The following is a 17,159-nucleotide window of genomic DNA, read 5'->3' as shown; positions in this document are numbered from 1 at the left end:
GAGCATCGCACGCAGCGGCGGAATCACCGTCACCGCCGGGCCCACGCAAACCGGATGGAGCGTGTCCCCACGTTCGGACGGCTCGTTTGTCCTTTCGACACGACCGCCTCAGCTTGGGGAAGCCATGACCTTCGGCAGAGAAGAGCCGTCTTCCGTTCGGATCGACCGGAGCGGTGGAAACGGTACCGGCAGTGATGCCCGCGACGGCGTGTTGCCGGCCCAGGGCGGCGCGGCCGGCGAGAGCCGACACGGTGCCGACGGTCGCCCGGGAGCGGCGGCCACGGCCGCGGTCCCGGTGTCGAGCGAGCAGGACCCGATCGGGCTGCTGCGCAGCCATGCCGACCATCCGAGCGCCTTCCTGGCGGTCAATGCCCAAACGCGGCACTACTACGGGAGCGGCGTCCCCGGGCTCGTCGCCTACCTGCCGGGGCAGCGCCACCACATCCAGTTCGCCGGACCCTTCGCGGCGCCCGCGGAACGAGGACCGCTCCTCGACGAGTACCTGCACACGCTCGGTCGCGGCCCCGGCCGGCGCAAGTTGCTGACCGCGGTTCAGCTTCGGTCGAACGACATCGCTCTGTACACCGACCGCGGTTTCACGGTCAACCAGCTCGGTATCTCGCACGGCATCGACCTGTCCCGCTTCACGCTGCGCGGCAAACCCCTCGCCAAGGTCCGGCAGAACGTCTCCCGGGCCCGGCGGGAGGGGGTCGTCGTCACGGAGGTGCGATCCGAAGCCCTGCCCGATCAACGCACCCTGGACCACATCGACCGCCAGTGGCTACGCGACAAGGGACGCCTCGTGCGGCAACTGTCCTTCATGGTCGGCGAACACGGCGGCATCGGCCGGACGCTGCGCCGTACGTTCCTGGCCCACCACCGCGGGGCGATCGTCGCCTACATCACCTACGCGCCGGCCTGGGGAAGTCGACCGGGGTGGTTGTGCGACCTGTCGCGACGCTGCCCACAGGCCCCTGTCGGTACCCACGAACTGATCACTCTCACCGCGTTGAACCGTTTCACGGAGGAGGGCGCGGGTTGGCTGCACCTCGGGCTCGCGCCCTTCGTCGGGCTGGCGGACGAGCACGAACCGCCCGGTGCCTCCGGAGTCCTCGGGTGGACGATCCGGCAGAGCGCGAAGCGTGGGCGCGATCTCTACCCGGCGAGGTCGCAGGAAGCCTTCAAGCTCAAGTGGGCCCCGCACGTGAGCGAACCCGAGTACGTGGCCTTCCAGGACCGGGTCCGCGTAGCCGCGGTATGGCGTCTCCTGCGGGCCACCCGCGTCCTGTGAGGACCAGGCGGGCGAACGTCGCCGAGTACCGCATCGGCCCGCCGCCGTCGTTCGTGCGGCTGCCTTGCCGACGGTCGAGGCGCCGGCGAGGGCCACGACGTGGCCCCGGCACGGCGCCTTTCCGGCGAACGGCGTCCGCGACCGCTCGGGGAGCGGTCGCGGACGCCGTCGGGATCAGCGGGTGGCGGTGGTGGCCGGCGCGTGCTTGGGGAACTTGTTCAGGCGGTCGCCCTTCTCCTTGGGCGCCGTCAGCGACGGGGCCTGGGGTGCGGTGCGCAGCGCTGCGCCGCCGACACCGAGCGCGTTCTGCGTGTCGGTGAAGACGCGGTCGCTCAACGCCAGGGTGCCGCCGTAGAGCAGCGCGTTCTTGAGCGTCGGGCGGTGGGTGGTGATCCACGCGGCCACGCGCGGGTCGAGCCGGTCGCTGTTGCTCAGCAGGACCGGTGCCCCGATCAGGCCGGACAGCGCGCTGCCCGCCATCGCGTCGTGGTACGTGTTCATCGTCGCGATGCTCGCGTTGCCCGGCGTCTCGAGCCAGTCCGCGACGGCGAGCGCGGTGTCGATCGCGTCGTCACCGGAGAAGGCGTAGTAGTCGCGGTTGTAGTTGTTGTACAGCGCGTCCTCGGCCGGCGTGCCGACGGTGACCAGCTCCGAGTTCGGGTGCTGGTCGAGGTAGTTGCGCACCGAGTTGGGCAGGTTGGCACCGTCGGTGAGGACGACGACACTGCCGTCGAGGGCGGCCGAGGCACCCGCGGCCAGCGCGTCGTAGTACTCCCGACCGGTGGCCAGGAGGATGTACTTCGGGCTCAGGGTGGCCGCGTTCGCGATGTTGATCGCGGTCTCGTACTGCGACGCGCCACCGATGCGCACGACGTTGTAGCCGAGAGCCCTGACCCGGTTCTCGACGTTCTTGGAGAGCGCGAGTTCGCCACCGAGGACGTAGACCGACTTGCCCTGCGGCAGGACGCGCTTGAGCTCCGCCTCCGCCTCCGGGCTCAGCGACTGGGTCTCGGTGAGCAGCAGCGGGGCCTTCTTGGCGACGGCCAGCGGCGCGGCCACCAGGCCGTCACCGAAGTGGTCGGCGCGCGTCAGCACGACGGCGTCGGCGCCGCCGTTGTTGTAGGTCGCCTGCGAGATTGCGGCGGAGGTGGCGACGGCGTTCCAGCCCGACAGCCGCACCACCGAGTCGGCGTCGGCGGCGCCGGCCGGGGCGGAAAGAGCGACCGTGCCCAGCGCGACAGTGGCGGCTGAAACGATCGCGGTGATCAGACGACGTGGCTTCATCAAAGCCCGACCTTCTCTTGGAAAATCAAAACGAAAGAAGCACCGACCGATGGCGATCCCAACGAAAGGATGCGCCCGGGTGGAGTACCGGCGGACACTCTGAAACATTTATCGATTCACAGGTCTTGCCGTGCTCGCCGATGCGTGCGGTACGCGCATCGGATGATTCCCCCACGCCTTTGGGCCGCATTAACCGAATCGTCCCCAAACGTCCGGATGCCGGTAGGCTGGATCAACCTAACCCGTTCCGAAGTCGAAAGCCAAGCGAATTCTGTGGCATGCCTCACGCGCAGATCCCCTACCTGATGTTTCGCCCTTCTCGTCCCTTCCTGCCCGATCTCCCATCGATTACCCGACCGCAGGTCGAGGGCTGTCCGCACGTCGCCGACGATGATTTGTCGATACGCGGGAATCGGAGGCTCCACGAGGGGAGCGAGCTTCCGAAAAGGCGTGCCGAATTCGATCCGTCGGCGCATGCCCGGGGTTTGTCGGCGCGCGCGGACAGTGAAATACATCACGCCGCCGAACCGAATCCCCGCGCGGCGACATATCCCCACATGCGGGCGCTCGCGGATGACTGACTCCCTGCCGGTCGCCTCGTGCAATTCGGCTTTCCGGAAGGCCCGACAACCGAGCCATGGGCGGCGTCGGCGCGTGCCCGGGAGGGGCGCCGCCCGGGAATGTCGCGCTCGCGACGGTGGTTCGTGCGACGGTGGTTCGTGAACGCAGTGAACGGCGGGACCGCCGTGACACCCGAGCGAGGGGAACCCGGCATGCCGCACGCACAGGTGAATGGCGCCGACCTGTACTACGAAGTCGCGGGCGACGGCGAGCCGCTCGTCCTCGTGCACGGTTCCTGGACCGACCACAACAGTTGGCGGTCGGTCGTTCCCGCGCTCGCCGCGTCCTATCGCGTCGTGACCTACGACCGTCGAGGCCACGGCCGGAGCACCGGGCCGGCCGGCCCGGGAGCCCGCACCCAGGACGAGGACGACCTGGCGGCGCTGCTGGAGCGGCTCGACATGGCGCCCGCCCACGTGGTCGCGAACTCCTTCGGCGCGTCCACGGCGCTGGGGCGGGCCGCTCGTCGGCCCGAGGTGTTCCGCAGCCTCGTGGCGCACGAGCCGCCGCTGTTGGAGACCGTGGCGGGCGATCCGGAACTCGAGCCGCTGATGCGTGAGATGGGGAGCCGGATCGACGCGGTCGTGGACAGCCTGCGCGCGGGCGACGACCGGGGCGGGGTGTACCGGTTCGTCGAGGAGGTCGCTCTCGGGCCGGGGATGTGGGCGAAGCTGCCCGCTCCGGTACGCGAGACCTTCGTCGGCAACGCCGCCACGTTCCTGGACGAACAAAACGATCCGCACTGGGCGGCGATCGACCCGTCCGGTCTGTCGACGTTGGCCGCCCCCGTGCTCTTGACCCACGGCACCGCGAGTCCGGCGTGGTTTCCGAAGATCATCGGCAAACTCGCCGACGCGATCCCACACGCGCGGGTCGCCGCGCTGAACGGCGCCGGGCACGTCCCGCACTCGACGCACCCCGAGCAGTACGTCGCAACCGTGACCGGCTTCCTGGCCGACTCGTCCTGATCCGCGCGCGTGCGGCGGGCCGACCGGGTCCGCCGCGATCTCGGCGGAATCACGCGTCGCGCTTCCAACAGCAGTTGTGGGGAGTGGGTGAGCGCCTCAGTGGGCCGTGTCGCGCCATTCGCGCCAGGTGAGGCCGCGTGGGGCCAGTACGTCGGCGTGGAACGCGGTCCAGGTGGTGGTGTTGGGTTCGCTGCCGGGGGTGTCGGGGGCGCTCGTGTACAGCGGGTGGTGGGTGCGTACGAGATCGGCCAACCACGGTTCGAGCGCGTCGAAACCGTCCATGCTCCAGGCACGCGCGTGGTAGACGAGGTTGCCCGGCGTCTCGCTTTCCGCGATGCCCATCGCCGGCACGTACGGGCAGATCCGGCTCCAACAGTTGCTCACGGGCATCGCTCCCGTCCGGGTGGCGGCATCCGTACCGGAGTACGCGTGGGCGTCGTCCTCGTGCACCAGGAAGTCGAACAACTCCCATGACGTGTAGGTCGAGTTCGCGAGGCCGAAGTCGTCGTCGATGCCGTAGCGGTCGGCCAGGCGATAGACGGGCGGCACGTCCAGCGTCCACACCAGGTTGCGATGGACCCGCCGCGGGGCGACGGAGGCGGCCAGCGGCACCTCGGCGGGGCCGAACAGCGCGTACAGGGCGCCGTCGCGGATGCGGTACGACAGCTGGACGCGGTCGTTGGCGATCGGCGGGAGGGGACGGGTGTGTCCGTCCAGCGGGTTCGTCCACTCGGTCAGGACGGTGCCGTCCTTCGGGTCGGTGTAGAAGACGATCTCGCGCGAGACCATGTGCAGGTCGTCGGTGCCCGGCGGGTTGATCAGCCGGCGGATGTTGTAGCCCTCGACACCGAACAGCACGCGACCGTGCGGGAAGACCTTGCCGTAAACGTCACCGGGCACGTGATTGTGCACCGTTCCGCTGATGCGGTACAGCATGTCGTGGCCGTCGGGGCGGCCGAGCAACCGTACGAAGAGCCGGGCGTTCGCGTCGTCGAGCGACGCGATCAGGGCCTCGGGCGATGTCTTGCCGGATTCCATGCGCGGTGTCCGTCCATTCGTCTCGATCATGTCCGCCCACATCGTTCGTCGGCCGAACTCCCGGCGTCGGCCGACTCCGAGCGCCGGCCGTCCCGGGCTCGTCGTCCCGTGCTCGGCAGCCTACGCCGTCGAACGGCGGCGGTCCGGGGGTTGACCGTACGCCGCAGTGGCGGCACCGAAGCACGCGAACGCTGTCGCAACGGCTGTCTCCCCGGACATGATCGCCTCCTGGGGTGAAGGTGTTCCCCTCGGCCGTCGGTGTTCTCCGCGGTCAGGACTGGCTGCCGCCGAGTCACGGCAGCGGGTGACGTACGCCCCGCTCACCGGGGCGAGTTGTCGTGTCACAGCCATGCACGCGGCATTCCGGTGGGGGTTCGGTCTCCCCATTGCCACGGACCGACCAGCAGAGCGGCCGACTCGCCTCGACTGCTCGACGGGTGCAGGTCACCGACTTGGCCGTCCCCGCGGCGCCGTGGACGCGGGCTCTGGTTCTTCCCGCTCCGATGCCCTCCGGCCGGTTGTGGCGAGAGGGCATCGGACCAGTCGTTCGGGGTGGGCGGTGTGTCAGGTGGTGATGGTGGCGACGGGTTCGAGGCCGTAGGTGCGGGCGTAGCCGTTCTCGGTACCGACCAGGAGGTCGACGATCTCGAAGTAGCGGTCCCAGAAGGGGGTTTCGCGCAGTGCGTCGATGAGGAGCTGGTAGGCGTGGTGGTCTTCGGCTTCCCACACCCAGACGTCGGTGACGCGCGTGGAGTAGAACTCGGTGTCGTAGAAGCGTGACCGGACGCCGGTGGTCTTGGCCTCGATGGCCGGCAGGACCTGGGTGGTGAAGGCGTCCACACGTTCCTGGACGGTCAGGGCGAGCCACTCGGGTGTGGTCTTGACGAGCATGAACGCCGTGACCGGCGGCTGGGTTTCCTCAGCGGGCATCGGGAAGTCTCCAAGGTATGAGTGGATTCGGTGTGCCGGGCACCATGTGTTCCGGCCACGGGTGGTGGGTCCTCAGGAGAGGACGGCGGGCTTGAGGGTCTCGGCGCACCACTGCTCGAAGCCGGTGGGGGAGGCGGTGTCCGGGGTGCGGACGACGCCGGCGTCGAGGCCCTCGTCCTTGGCCCGCTTCATGTCGACGATGCCCTGGACGAATGCCTCGTTGAGGCCGTAGCCGACCAGGGTGGTGTACATCTCGTCGAGCGGCTGGCGTTCGTAGCGGATGGGGCGGCCGAACTGTGCGGTCATGATGCGGGCCAGGTCGTTGGGGGACAGGTCCTGCGGCCCGAGGACCGGGACGCTGCCGGTGCCGGTCCACGAGCGGTCCAGCAACAGGCCGGCGGCGGCGGCCGCGAGGTCGGCGACAGCGACGCGGGGGGCCTTGTGGTCGGCGTCGACGTTGTCGGTGAAGACGCCCTTGTCGCGGATCGAGTCGACTTCCTCCAGGAGGTTCTCGAAGAAGGAGGGGGAGGCCAGGGCCCGGTAGGCAACACCGGTACCGGCGATGAGGTCGTCCATGGCCAGGGACGCGGTGACCAGGCCGGCGCGGTCGGCGAGCGGGGTGCCGCGGCCGAGCGCCGAGACGCCGACGACACGGCCGACGCCGTGGGCGACGAGCGCCTTGGCGGCGGGGCGGGTGAAGCCGGTGTAGGCGTCGTGCGGGGTCAGGGAGGCGTCCGGGGGGACGAGCCAGAAGACGGCGTCCGCACCCTCGAAGGCCCGGTCGAGGACCTCGGCTTCCGCGTGCGAGCCGGTGATCACCTCGACGCGTCCGCGCGCCGCGTCCGGAAGCCGGGCGGGGTCGCGCACGATCACGCGCAGTTCCTCGCCCGCGGCGGGGGCGGACTCCAGGAGCTCGGAAAGCAGGTGACGGCCGATGTTCCCGGTGGGAGCGGTAATAACGATCATGAATGCCTCGCAGGTCGTGCCGGATCGGTATGACCCTCATCCTGCGGAGGACAGCCGTGTTGCCACAATGGGAACTTCAGCACGGAATCATTGACTGAAACGGAATGATGCTGGTGAACAGCCCAGAGCCGGTCATCGACGCCAATCTCGCCATCGCGCTGGACGCCCTACTGGCCGAGCACAGCGTCACCCGCGCCGCCGCCCGCCTGCACACCTCGCCCGCCGCCATGAGCCGCACCCTCGCCCGCCTGCGCCGCGTCCTCCAGGACCCGCTCCTGGTCCGGGCCGGACAGACCATGGTCCCCACCCCACGCGCCCAGACCCTGCGCGACGAAGCCGCCGCGGTGGTACGCAGCCTCGAAGCACTGCTCAGCCCCGGCACCGGCGTCGACCCCGCCGGCCTGCGCAGCACCTTCACCCTCCAGGCCGCCGACCTGGTCGGTGCGGCACTGGCCCCCGGACTGCTGCAACTGGCCCAGCAGGAGGCGCCGGGGGTCTCGTTCCGGCTGCGGGGCGAAGAACTGGAGGCCGGAACCGCCCTCCGCGACGGCCGAATCGACCTGGAGGTCGGATCCATCGACCACGTGGACCCGGAAACCCGGATCGAAGAACTGGTCAGCCTTCGCATGATGGCGGCCGTCCGGCCAGGCCACCCCCTCACCGAAAGACCCCTGACCCCGGCTCGGCTCGCCGCCGCCCAGCACGTCGCGGTCAGCCGCCGCGGCCGGTTCACCGGCCCCCTCGACACCGCCCTGGCCGAGCAGAACCTCCACCGGCGGGTCAGCGTCGTCCTCCCCAGCCACCTGGCCGCAATGACCCTCGCCATCCGCAGCGACGTCGTCTGCCTCGTGCCCGCCGCACTCCCCGGCGCCGCCCCCTCACCCCTCACCGACGACGCGACCGCCCTCGGACTGCGCCTCCTCGATATCCCCCTGGCACTGCCACCGGTGACCATCGGCATGGCCTGGCACCCCCGGCACACAGCCGACGGAGCCCACCACTGGCTCCGCAACGCCATCCGCCGAACCCTCCGCGCTTCCGGAAGCCCCACCACATGATCCGACCGAGGCACCGGGCCGGCCACGACCAGGCGGCAACAGGATCCGAGCGCGCCGCTGTGGTCGCTCCATGAGCGATTGGCGTTCCTGGACGGTCTGCCCGTCGAGGAGAAGAACCGCCTGCTCGTTCGGGCCGCCGCGGCACACCTGACCCGGATCGTCGCGTACGGCCGTGGTCACGACTTCTTCTGCATGTCGACCGTTTCGGGGTGGGACGAGTTCGCCGAAGGCGGCCTCCTGCGGCCCGCGTTCTGGTATACGCCGACCCCAGCACCAGGCCCGAGCCCGCGGACCCGCGCGGCATCCTGGAATACCTGCGCTTCGCACCGCTCACCACCGACTGCGGCCACTTCGCGGCGGACGCGCACGTGCTACCGAAGCCGCAACGAGTGCCGGATGCCGGGGAACCGACTCCGGCCGACCCGTGCCACGGGTGGGAGACCCAGGTCACATGGGTCGATGTCACAGGGGAGTGGGCGTCCTCGTCTCAGAGGGCGTAGGCATCGACGAGCACGAGGGAGCACACCATGGACGCGCGACTGAACTTCTTCGCCGGACCGATCGACAGCAAGGCATTCAAGTACCTCATGTCGACGGGCAAGGCGATCAAGGACTCGCCGCTGCCGGCCGCGACGCAGGAACTGGTGTCGCTGCGGGTGAGCCAGATCAACGGGTGTGCCGTCTGCATCGACATGCACACCAAGGAGGCCGCCGCCGCCGGCGAGACGCCGGTGCGGCTGCACATGGTGGCGGCGTGGCGGGAGGCCACGGTCTTCACCGAGGCCGAGCGTGCCGCGCTGGAACTGGCGGAGCAGGGGACCCGGGTCGCGGACGCGGCCGGCGGGGTCGGCGACGAGGCGTGGGCCGATGCGGCCAAGCACTACGACGAGGAGCAACTCACCTCTCTGGTGCTCCTGATCGCGTTCATGAACACGGTGAACCGGCTGAACGTCATCACCCGGCAGCCGGCCGGCAACTACGTGGCCGGGCAGTTCCACTGAAAGCGATGAGCCGGGGCCCGAGGACGAACACGGGCAGGGGCAACGCGCCCGGGGACCGACCGCGGCCCCCCCGGCCGCCGGACCAGGGGCGTCAGCCTGACCTGCCGGTGGTCCGGCTGATCATGAGAAGCCGCCTGTGTCGGCGAGTACGACCGGGCGGCAGGGTTGCGGGGAAGGGGGGTCGGCGTGGGCAAGGTCGATGACTTCGAGGAGTTGCGGCCGCTGCTGTTCTCGATCGCCTACCGGATTCTGGGCAGCGTGAGTGAGGCCGAGGACGCGGTGCAGGAGACGTGGCTGCGTTTCGACGGTTCGGCGACCCTGCCCACGTCGACCAAGGCCTTCCTGTCGGCGGTGGTCACCCGGATCTCGATCGACGTGTTGCGTTCCGCGCGGGTGCGACGGGAGGAGTACATCGGGCCATGGTTTCCCGAGCCGCTGCTGAACGACCCGTACCAGGATCCGGCGCGATCGGTGGAACTGGCCGACTCGGTGTCGATGGCGGCGCTCCTGCTGCTGGAGCGGCTCAGCCCGCTGGAGCGGGCGGTGTTCGTACTGCGCGAGGTGTTCGCCTTCGGGTACCAGGACGTCGCCGCGGCGGTGGGGCGTTCGGAGGCGGCGTGCCGGCAGCTGCTGGTGCGGGCGCGGCGGCATATGGAGGCCGGGCGACCGCGGTTCGAAGCGGACCGCGGGGAACGGCAGGAACTGGCGACGCGGTTCTTCGACGCATTGCGGAACGGTGACGTGGGCGGGCTGCAGAATCTGCTGGCCGCCGACGTGCAGCTGGTCGGGGACGGTGGCGGCAGGGCACCGCAGTTGGCCAGGAGCGTCCTGGGCGCGGTCAAGGTGGCCCGGCTGTTGGACGCGGTCTTCCCGTGGCTGCTCCGGGTCGACGTGACGTTCGAGCCGCATGAGGTCAACGGCCAACCCGGCGCGATCCTGCGCGACCGGGACGGGCGGATCCTGCAAGCCCTGCTCCTGGAGATGCGCGATGGGCGGATCCAGACCATCCGCGGGGTGAGCAACCCCGACAAGCTCGGCCACCTCGGGCCGGTCGCCGACGCCTGGGCCGTCGACCGCGAGGTGAAGCGGGTTCGGCGACAGATGCGCTGACGTCCCCGACGGGGAGGCCGGCCGCGGGTGGTCGACCGGTGGGTCACGTCGACGGCGGGGACGCGCCGGCCGCGCCCGGCCCGGGCGTCGGGCCGCCGAGTGGACGCGCGGGGAGGGTTGTTCCCGGCCTCGGGCCGATACCGGCCACGGGGCTGCGCGCGGGGCGGGCGTCGAGCCTCGCGCCGCCGGATGGGCACGGGTCGGCGGAGTACGTCCACGCCCTGATCGAGGGTGGCAAACTCGCGATGGCCGATCGCGAGGCGTGGTACGGCGACGCCGCCGAAGTGTGCGCAGTGGCCCGTGACTCGGAGACCGGCACCCTGACGGCGGGCGTACATCGCCAGGGCGGCCGGGGTTACGCGCTCGGTCGCCGACCGGCGCGCGACGCATGCGGGCGACCGTCAGTCGACAATGAACAGACGGGCGCCGTCCCGGGTGCTGGAACGGTGTGGCTCCATGTCGTCGCCGACCTGGTAGCTGCTCCCCGCGGTGAGGGTGACGATCTCGCCGTTAGCCAGTTCGGTGGTGAGCGTGCCTTCCAGCACCAGCAGGATGTGGCCCCGCGTGCACCAGTGATCGGCCAGATAGCCGGGGCTGTACTCCACCATCCGCGCTCGCACGGAACCGAATTCCCGGGTGCGCCAGGTCGCGCTGCCGGACTCGCCCGCATGCTCCGACGTGGGGACCGACGACCAGTCGGTGGTTCCGAAACGCACGCCCGTCATGTCCATCGGATGAGCCTACACATGCGCCGCCGCGGAGCAGTGGCGGCCACTCCCGTCCGCAGATGTCCGGATTCCGTGGTCGGCATGGCGCGGGGACGCGGAGCCTGGTAGGCAGCGGTGGTCGCCCCGCCGGCGCAGGCCGGTCGTCGTTCGATCGCCTCCGGAGCCGCCCCATGCCCGATCTGCACCGTGACACCGCCTCCCGGACCCGCCGACCGGTCGTCGACGGGTATCCCGCCCGGCCCGGCGTTCGCGCCGGGGACACCCTGCGCCTGCATGTGGCCACCCGCGCCCGCCGCTTCCGGATGGACGTGTACCGGTGCGGTGCCACCCTGCGCCACATGGCCGGCCTGGACGCGGACGGCCGCCATGCGCCGGTTCGCCGCCACGACGAGGACTGGCGCTGGCCCGGCTACGACTTCGTCGTTCCCGTGGACTGGCCTTCGGGGGTGTACCTGGCCGTCCTGCGGGCGGACGCCGCCGGGCCGCCGGACCCGGCCCCCGCGAGCGCCGAGGAGGTGGACGCCCGCGCGGGGCGGTTGTTGTTCGTGGTCACGCCCCGCGAGCCCACCACGCGCATCCTCTACAAGGTGCCGATCTTCACCTACCACGCCTACAACGAGAGCGGTGGCGGGAGCCTGTACCGGTCGACCCACGACCACGTGACCCCACCGCCGGGCGGTACCAGGGTCGTCGACCTGCGCCGCCCCGGCGGCGGCATCGGCGGCCCGGTCAAGGGCCATCCGGACGCCCACGACCCGCGTACCCCGCGCCAGACTTTCGCGCACTGGGACGCGCCCTTCATCGCCTGGCTGGAGGCAAGCGGCCACACGGTCGACTACTGCACCGACCTGGACCTGCACACCTGGCCCGAAATACCCAATGGATACCGGCTGTTGCTCTCCGCCGGCCACGACGAGTACTGGAGCGCCCGCGCCCGCCGACACGTCACCGCGTATCGCGATCGCGGCGGCAACATCGCCGTCTTCGGCGCGAACACCTGTTGGTGGCGCGTCACGGTCACCGACGACGGCAGCGCCCTGGCCTGTACCAAATTTCCGCCGGGTGCCGGGCCGGGCGCAGACATCGACGCGCTCCGAGGTGTCCCCGACCACTGGTGGGAAACCGAACCGGAGAACAGCCTGACCGGCGTCAGCTACCGCAACGGCGGCGGCCACTGGCTCGGTTCCCGAACGGCGTCGGGCTTCACCGTGCAACACGCCCAACACCCGCTCTTCATCGGCACCGGGCTGCGCGACGGCGACCTCCTCGGCGCCGAACACGCCCTGGTCGGCTACGAATGCGACGGCGCCGCGCTGCGCCGCGACGGGCGGGGAACGGCCGCGGCCACCGGCGAGGACGGCACCCCCGTCGACTTCACGATCCTGGGCGTCGCCGAACTTCCCACGGACCCGGCCGCCGGCTGGCACCACGCCGCGCGGGAGAACGGCGGCGGCGTGCGGGCGGCAACCATGGGCCTGTACACCCGAGGCGGCACCGTCTTCACCGCCGCCACGGTCGACTGGCCGCGCGTGCTTCCGCTGGACCGGCAGGTGCGTGCCATCACCCGCAATGTGATCGGGATGTTGTCCTAAGGCACCGGGCCCGGCGCCGCCTCGCGTCGGTGCAGGGGCAGTGGCCGGGGCAGGGGCGGGAAGAAGAGCCCCACCCACACACCGCCCGGCAGGGCATGGCCGGGTTCGCGGACGCCACCGCGCCGACGGCGAGCAGTGGCGGTGGCGACAGCGGTGCCCGGTCGCCCCGGGAAGCTCGGGTCATGCCGTGAGGGTGCGCCAGGTCCCGGTCCTGGCGTCGGCGGGTGTGCCGTCGAGGATGGTGGCGGTGTGGGCGGCGGGTTCGAGGATGACCGTCGCGAGGGTGGCCCAGCGTTGGCCGAGTGGTTTGCCCGGGTCGGGGACGCAGGTCACGGGTGGTTCGCCGGCCCCGGTGACCAGATGGTCCACCAGTTCCTCGGGCGTGTCGGGCGCGCCCGCGTCGGTGAGGCGGGCGCACACGAAGGCGTGGCGTTCGGCCGAGTCGGGTTGGTAGAGCCAGGTCTTCTCGTCCGCCGCCGGTATCGGGGTGAGGAAGTGGTTGGTGCGCAGCAGGACGCCGTTCTCGGGTTCGATCTCGAAGACGCCTACGGGACTGAGGTCGAGCAGGACCGCCTGTGCCGGGTCGAAGAGCGCGAAGGATCCCGAGGACGCGATGGGGGCGCTGCGTACGATCGCCAGTGCCTCGGTGACGTCGGCGGCCTCTTCGAGGACGATCGCCGCGAGTACGTGCATGGGGACGCCGCCGATACCGTCGCGGACGTGACCGAGGATGTTGAAGTGCAGGGCGAGGCCGGCGCTGTTGACGCCGATCTTGCCGAGGATGCCGTGTTCGGTCAGGCCGACCACGTCGTGCCGACCGCCGCGCGAGGCGAACGTGTGCCAGTGGTCGGCGAGTTCGACGTGCCAGTCCCAGGTTTGGATGCCGAAGGTACGTGCGGCGGGGGAGTCGGCGGGACCGAGCCGGCGCACGAGGGTGGTGCATTCACCCGGGGGCACGGTCGTGCTGCGGGCGAGGATCTCCGTGCGTGCGTTCAGGGCCGCGATGCGCCACGGTTCCACATGCGCGCCGTGGGCGATGCCCTCGATCTCGGCGCGGGCGTCGGGGCGGAACCCGTCGATCGTGTCGAGGGCGCGCTCGGCGTCGTCGTGGACCCGGGTGGTGGTGATGCCGCCGAGGGCGAAGAGCCGGTCGTAGGTCTCGATCGCGCCGTGGATGCCCGGGCGCAGTGCCTGCCCGCGGGTGATGCCGCGGGTGCGGGGGTCGGTGGCGGCGGCGGTGATGTGCGGGCGGTGTTCGGGGTGCGGGTTCGATGCGGCGGTCACGGGCGGTCCTTGGGGATGTCGGTGTGGAGTTGCACGTCGCCGTCGACGACGGTGGCGAGCACGGCGTTGTCGGCCTGCGCCTCGGGGATCAGGTCGAGCGGGTTCGCGGCCAGGACGGTGAGGTCCGCGAAGTAACCCGGGGCGATGCGGCCGAGTCGACGGGAGGCGCCGCCGGCGTGGGCGGCGGCGAGCGTCATGCCGACGTATGCCTCGCGTGCCGTGAGCGCCTGCTCCGGGTGTACGGGCATGGTGTCCGGTTCCTCGACGGGGCGGCGCAGTTGGCAGTCGGCGAGGCCCACGCGCGGATCTCCCGGGCCGATGGGCCAGTCGGAGCCGAGGGCCACGACGGCGTGGTGGTCCACGAGGTCGCGGGTGCGCCAGCCGTGGGCGGCGCGGTCGGGGCCGATGCGCCGCGACCAGTTGTCGGTGCCGTCGCCGCGGGTGTGTCGCGTGGCGTGCGCGGGTTGCAGGCTTGCCACGACGCCGAGTTCGGCGAAGCGGCCGAGGAGGTCGTCGGGAATGGATTCGACGTGTTCGATGCGGTGCGGGGCACGGGGGACCGGTCCGATCTCGTCGATGACGTCGAGCGCGAAGCGCACGGCCCGGTCACCGATGGCGTGCGTGGCGGTGGGGATGCCGCGCTCGACGAAGTACCGCATCGCGGCGCGGTAGGCGTCCACGTCACGCCACAGCGGTTCGCAGTTCTCGCCGTGTGTGTCCGGGTGTTCGAACCAGGCGGTGCCGTTGTCGGCGGTTCCGTCGAGCATGAACTTGACCCCCTCGACGTGCCAGCGCCGGCCGCGAAGGCCCTGGAGATCGGCGACGTGTTGCCAGGCGTCGGGGCCGGAGTCGGCGGCCACCAGGGGAGAGCAGCGGATGCGCACCGGCAACTCGCCATGCTCTTCGAGGTGTCGGTAGACGGCTTCCGAGGGGTCGGCGAAATCCAGGGCGTGCAGACCGGTGAGGCCGCCGCGGGCCAGGCGTTCGAGTTCGCGGCGGACGTACGTGGCGGCGGTGTCCACGGATACGTCGGGGTAGTGCGCGAACACCAGATCCATCGCCTGGAGTTCGACTACGTATCCGGTGGGGCGGCCGTCCGGGCCGACCTCGATCGAGGAGGCGTCGGTGAACGTCTCGTGGCCGGTGAGGCCGACGAGTTCCACGACGCGGGGGCTCACGACGAGCGCGTGTGCGTCGCGGGTCATGAGTGAGACCGCGCGTCCGGGGAATCGCTCGCCGAACACCGCGCCGGTCGGCTCGCCGGGGAACACGTTGACGTCGAGGTCGTATCCGGCGATCCACGCGTCCTCGGGGTGCGTGGCGACGGCCGCGGCGAGGAGTGCGCAGACCTGGTCGAGGGTGCCGGCGCCGGACAGGTCGACGCCGCTGCCGATGGATATCGACCCCCACACCGGGTGGGCGTGTACGTCGATCAGGCCCGGCAGGATGGTGGCGTGCGGGAATTCGTGCACGGTCGTGGCGGGGCCGCGCAGCGGAGCGAGGGTCGCGGCGTCGCCGACGGCGAGGACGCGGCCGTCGCGGATCGCGACGGCGTTCGCGGCCGGGCTCGCGGGCGGCGGCCCGGTGGCCGCATCCGCCGTGCCCGTGCCGTGGTTCGTGCCCGTGTCCGTCCCCCTCCACGTCCGCGTGCCCAGGCCCGTGCCCGGGTCGGGATCGGCTTCGGTACGGAGGTGTTCGACGTGTCGGGCGAGCACAATGACGTCGGCGTACACAGGGTGGTTCTCTTTCCGGATCGGGGTGTTCGCGGCCCGGCCGGCCGCGGGGGCGGCGTCGGGGGTGTGGCTGCCGGAAGCGTGGTTCACGGGCGCGGGATCGATCGCAGGGCGCGCGCCACGCCCCAGTAGACCGCCGCGGCGGTGAGCATCCCGCCCGGGACGGCCAGGTCGAGGTCGCCCGTGGCGGTGGCGAGCGGGCCGGTCCAAAAGCTCGTCGTCACGCACATCGCGGCGGTGAGGCCGCCGACGGTGATGGCGAGGATGCCGGCCCAGTGCACGCCGGCGCGGTACCAGAACGGGCCGTCGCGCCGTTCGGCGAGAAGGGCGGATCCGTCGTAGCGGTTGCGGCGCAAAAGGAGGTCGGTCACGGCCACCGCCATGGCCGGGCCGGTGACGACCACCACGAGTTCGAGCATCGTGTTGACGCTCGTGAGGAAATCGAAGACCAGGGTCGCGAAGAGCGTCATGGTCGTGCCCAGGACGCCGATGATCACGACGGCCGGGATGCGGGCGAGGCGGACGCCGACGGATTGGATGGCGAGGCCGGCGCTGTAGGCGGTCATGCCGTTGTTCGCCATGGTGTTGGTGACGACCGCGATGACGAACAGGGGGATGAACCATCCCGGGAGGATGCTCTCCAGGGCGCGCTGGGGGTCGCTCATGTCCAGCGTGGTGGCCGCGAGGGCGCCGACGCTCGTGAAGACGACGCTGGGGAGGTACGCGCCCAGGGCCGTCCAACCGGCGATGGCGATGGGGTTGGTGCCGCGCGGGAGGTAGCGGGCCAGGTCCGGGCTGTTGCTGTAGGACAGGGGTGTGGAGGCGACGATGGTGAAGCCCGCGGTGAGGGTGGCGAACAGGGCCGTTCCGCGCAGCGGTTCGGCGGGGGCGTAGGACCAGTCGGTGTTGGCGAGTACGTAGCCGGTCACGACGACGAAGACCAGGGTGAGGAAGGCACTGAGGGCCGCGTACAGGCGCACGATCGTGGCGTGGCCGAAGATCGCGATGAGCACGGTGCCGCCGGCGATCGCGCAGACGATCACGGCCTCGACCGCCGCGTTGTCGGGAAGGCCGAGTCGTTTGGCGAGGCCGATGCCGGCGACGGAGGCGGCCGACCAGTTCAGGGCGAGGTAGGCGGAGGCGATGAGCCATCCGGTGAGGACCAGGACGACCCGGTTGCCCAGGACGCCGTACATGGCGCGGGAGACGACCGATCCGCTCGTGCCGGCGGCCGGACCGCTCACCGCCACCACGCCCGTGGTGATCCACAGCAGGTTGGCGACCAGCGTGATCCCGATGGCCTGGGCCAACGAGAGCCCCATCAGGATCAGCGCCGCGCCGACGACGAAGCTCAGGTAGCTGACGTTCGGGGCGGCCCAGATGGCGAAGAGTTCGCTCGGTCGCCCGTGCCGCTCGGCCTCGGGGACCTGGTCGATGCCCCGGGTCTCCGGGCGGCCGACGTGATCGCCGGCGGTTGCGTCGGATGCCGGCGCGGGGAGTGCGTGGTTCATACGTCGAGACCTCTCGGGGTTCACCCCTGGCGACGACTGCTATT

Annotated in this window: 14 protein-coding genes; 6 read left to right on the top strand and 8 right to left on the bottom strand. The window is 71.0% G+C overall.

From position 1 onward, the window contains the following. The first annotated feature begins 124 nt into the window (after positions 1–124). Positions 125–1,291, top strand: a complete 1,167-nt coding sequence (locus A3IC_RS0100870; protein WP_020548169.1) for a DUF2156 domain-containing protein — start codon at positions 125–127, stop codon at positions 1,289–1,291. A 174-nt stretch (positions 1,292–1,465) separates the two neighbouring features. Here the strand turns inward: A3IC_RS0100870 and A3IC_RS0100865 are convergent, their stop codons facing one another. After that, complete coding sequence (locus A3IC_RS0100865) at positions 1,466–2,575, bottom strand: cell wall-binding repeat-containing protein (protein ID WP_020548168.1); 1,110 nt, start codon at positions 2,573–2,575, stop codon at positions 1,466–1,468. Positions 2,576–3,348: 773 nt separating this feature from the next. On the opposite strand from A3IC_RS0100865, the gene A3IC_RS0100860 reads away from it, so the two are divergent. Next, positions 3,349–4,164, top strand: a complete 816-nt coding sequence (locus A3IC_RS0100860) for an alpha/beta fold hydrolase (protein WP_026217730.1) — start codon at positions 3,349–3,351, stop codon at positions 4,162–4,164. Positions 4,165–4,260: 96 nt separating this feature from the next. Here the strand turns inward: A3IC_RS0100860 and A3IC_RS61615 are convergent, their stop codons facing one another. The 3 genes from A3IC_RS61615 to A3IC_RS0100845 all read right to left on the bottom strand — a co-directional run bounded on the left by A3IC_RS61615 (position 4,261) and on the right by A3IC_RS0100845 (position 7,098). Beyond that, entirely contained in the window at positions 4,261–5,202 is a 942-nt protein-coding gene (locus A3IC_RS61615) for a DUF1838 family protein (protein WP_020548166.1), read from the bottom strand. A gap of 564 nt (positions 5,203–5,766) precedes the next feature. Further along, positions 5,767–6,132 (bottom strand): darcynin family protein, encoded by a 366-nt coding sequence (locus A3IC_RS0100850; RefSeq protein ID WP_020548165.1) that lies wholly within the window; start codon positions 6,130–6,132, stop codon positions 5,767–5,769. Between the two features lie 72 nt (positions 6,133–6,204). Further along, positions 6,205–7,098, bottom strand: a complete 894-nt coding sequence (locus A3IC_RS0100845; RefSeq protein ID WP_020548164.1) for an NAD(P)H-binding protein — start codon at positions 7,096–7,098, stop codon at positions 6,205–6,207. A gap of 104 nt (positions 7,099–7,202) precedes the next feature. Here A3IC_RS0100845 and A3IC_RS0100840 point away from each other — a divergent pair, with 104 nt between their 5' ends. The 3 genes from A3IC_RS0100840 (at position 7,203) to A3IC_RS0100830 (ending at position 10,267) form a co-directional block, all read left to right on the top strand. After that, positions 7,203–8,156: a LysR family transcriptional regulator gene (locus A3IC_RS0100840; RefSeq protein ID WP_020548163.1), complete on the top strand. Its 954-nt coding sequence runs from the start codon at positions 7,203–7,205 to the stop codon at positions 8,154–8,156. Between the two features lie 527 nt (positions 8,157–8,683). Next, positions 8,684–9,157: a carboxymuconolactone decarboxylase family protein gene (locus tag A3IC_RS0100835; protein WP_020548162.1), complete on the top strand. Its 474-nt coding sequence runs from the start codon at positions 8,684–8,686 to the stop codon at positions 9,155–9,157. Between the two features lie 186 nt (positions 9,158–9,343). Then, the gene (locus A3IC_RS0100830) at positions 9,344–10,267 is read left to right on the top strand and encodes an RNA polymerase sigma-70 factor (protein WP_020548161.1); all 924 of its coding nucleotides are present in this window, start codon (positions 9,344–9,346) and stop codon (positions 10,265–10,267) included. A 401-nt stretch (positions 10,268–10,668) separates the two neighbouring features. Here the strand turns inward: A3IC_RS0100830 and A3IC_RS0100825 are convergent, their stop codons facing one another. Next, a complete protein-coding gene (locus A3IC_RS0100825; protein WP_026217729.1) occupies positions 10,669–10,998 on the bottom strand; it encodes a DHCW motif cupin fold protein in 330 nt (109 codons plus the stop codon). Positions 10,999–11,165: 167 nt separating this feature from the next. Here A3IC_RS0100825 and A3IC_RS0100820 point away from each other — a divergent pair, with 167 nt between their 5' ends. Then, positions 11,166–12,587 (top strand): N,N-dimethylformamidase beta subunit family domain-containing protein, encoded by a 1,422-nt coding sequence (locus A3IC_RS0100820; RefSeq protein ID WP_020548159.1) that lies wholly within the window; start codon positions 11,166–11,168, stop codon positions 12,585–12,587. 180 nt (positions 12,588–12,767) lie between these two features. Here A3IC_RS0100820 and A3IC_RS0100815 read toward each other — a convergent pair whose 3' ends face one another. The 3 genes from A3IC_RS0100815 to A3IC_RS0100805 are packed head-to-tail and all read right to left on the bottom strand — an operon-like array spanning position 12,768 to position 17,115. Beyond that, positions 12,768–13,871 (bottom strand): C45 family autoproteolytic acyltransferase/hydrolase, encoded by a 1,104-nt coding sequence (locus A3IC_RS0100815; RefSeq protein WP_020548158.1) that lies wholly within the window; start codon positions 13,869–13,871, stop codon positions 12,768–12,770. After that, positions 13,868–15,694, bottom strand: coding sequence for an amidohydrolase (locus A3IC_RS0100810; protein WP_020548157.1), 1,827 nt, complete (start codon positions 15,692–15,694; stop codon positions 13,868–13,870). Before A3IC_RS0100810 ends, A3IC_RS0100815 begins: the two co-directional genes overlap by 4 nt. Next, positions 15,691–17,115: a purine-cytosine permease family protein gene (locus tag A3IC_RS0100805; protein WP_020548156.1), complete on the bottom strand. Its 1,425-nt coding sequence runs from the start codon at positions 17,113–17,115 to the stop codon at positions 15,691–15,693. The genes A3IC_RS0100810 and A3IC_RS0100805 overlap by 4 nt, the downstream gene beginning before the upstream one ends. Between the last annotated feature and the right edge of the window lie 44 nt (positions 17,116–17,159).

It is taken from the genome of Embleya scabrispora DSM 41855 (assembly GCF_000372745.1).
GTDB classification, from domain to species: domain Bacteria; phylum Actinomycetota; class Actinomycetes; order Streptomycetales; family Streptomycetaceae; genus Embleya; species Embleya scabrispora.
The sequence above is the reverse complement of the archived record's forward strand: the minus strand, read 5'-3'. Positions and strand labels throughout refer to the sequence as shown.

Coding starts and splice junctions, on each gene's coding strand:
- A3IC_RS0100820 (WP_020548159.1), top strand. CDS start 11,166: ATGCCCGATCTGCACCGTGACACCGCCTCCCGGACCCGCCGACCGGTC.
- A3IC_RS0100860 (WP_026217730.1), top strand. CDS start 3,349: ATGCCGCACGCACAGGTGAATGGCGCCGACCTGTACTACGAAGTCGCG.
- A3IC_RS0100845 (WP_020548164.1), bottom strand. CDS start 7,098: ATGATCGTTATTACCGCTCCCACCGGGAACATCGGCCGTCACCTGCTT.
- A3IC_RS0100805 (WP_020548156.1), bottom strand. CDS start 17,115: ATGAACCACGCACTCCCCGCGCCGGCATCCGACGCAACCGCCGGCGAT.
- A3IC_RS61615 (WP_020548166.1), bottom strand. CDS start 5,202: ATGGAATCCGGCAAGACATCGCCCGAGGCCCTGATCGCGTCGCTCGAC.
- A3IC_RS0100840 (WP_020548163.1), top strand. CDS start 7,203: ATGATGCTGGTGAACAGCCCAGAGCCGGTCATCGACGCCAATCTCGCC.
- A3IC_RS0100825 (WP_026217729.1), bottom strand. CDS start 10,998: ATGGACATGACGGGCGTGCGTTTCGGAACCACCGACTGGTCGTCGGTC.
- A3IC_RS0100865 (WP_020548168.1), bottom strand. CDS start 2,575: ATGAAGCCACGTCGTCTGATCACCGCGATCGTTTCAGCCGCCACTGTC.
- A3IC_RS0100835 (WP_020548162.1), top strand. CDS start 8,684: ATGGACGCGCGACTGAACTTCTTCGCCGGACCGATCGACAGCAAGGCA.
- A3IC_RS0100870 (WP_020548169.1), top strand. CDS start 125: ATGACCTTCGGCAGAGAAGAGCCGTCTTCCGTTCGGATCGACCGGAGC.
- A3IC_RS0100850 (WP_020548165.1), bottom strand. CDS start 6,132: ATGCCCGCTGAGGAAACCCAGCCGCCGGTCACGGCGTTCATGCTCGTC.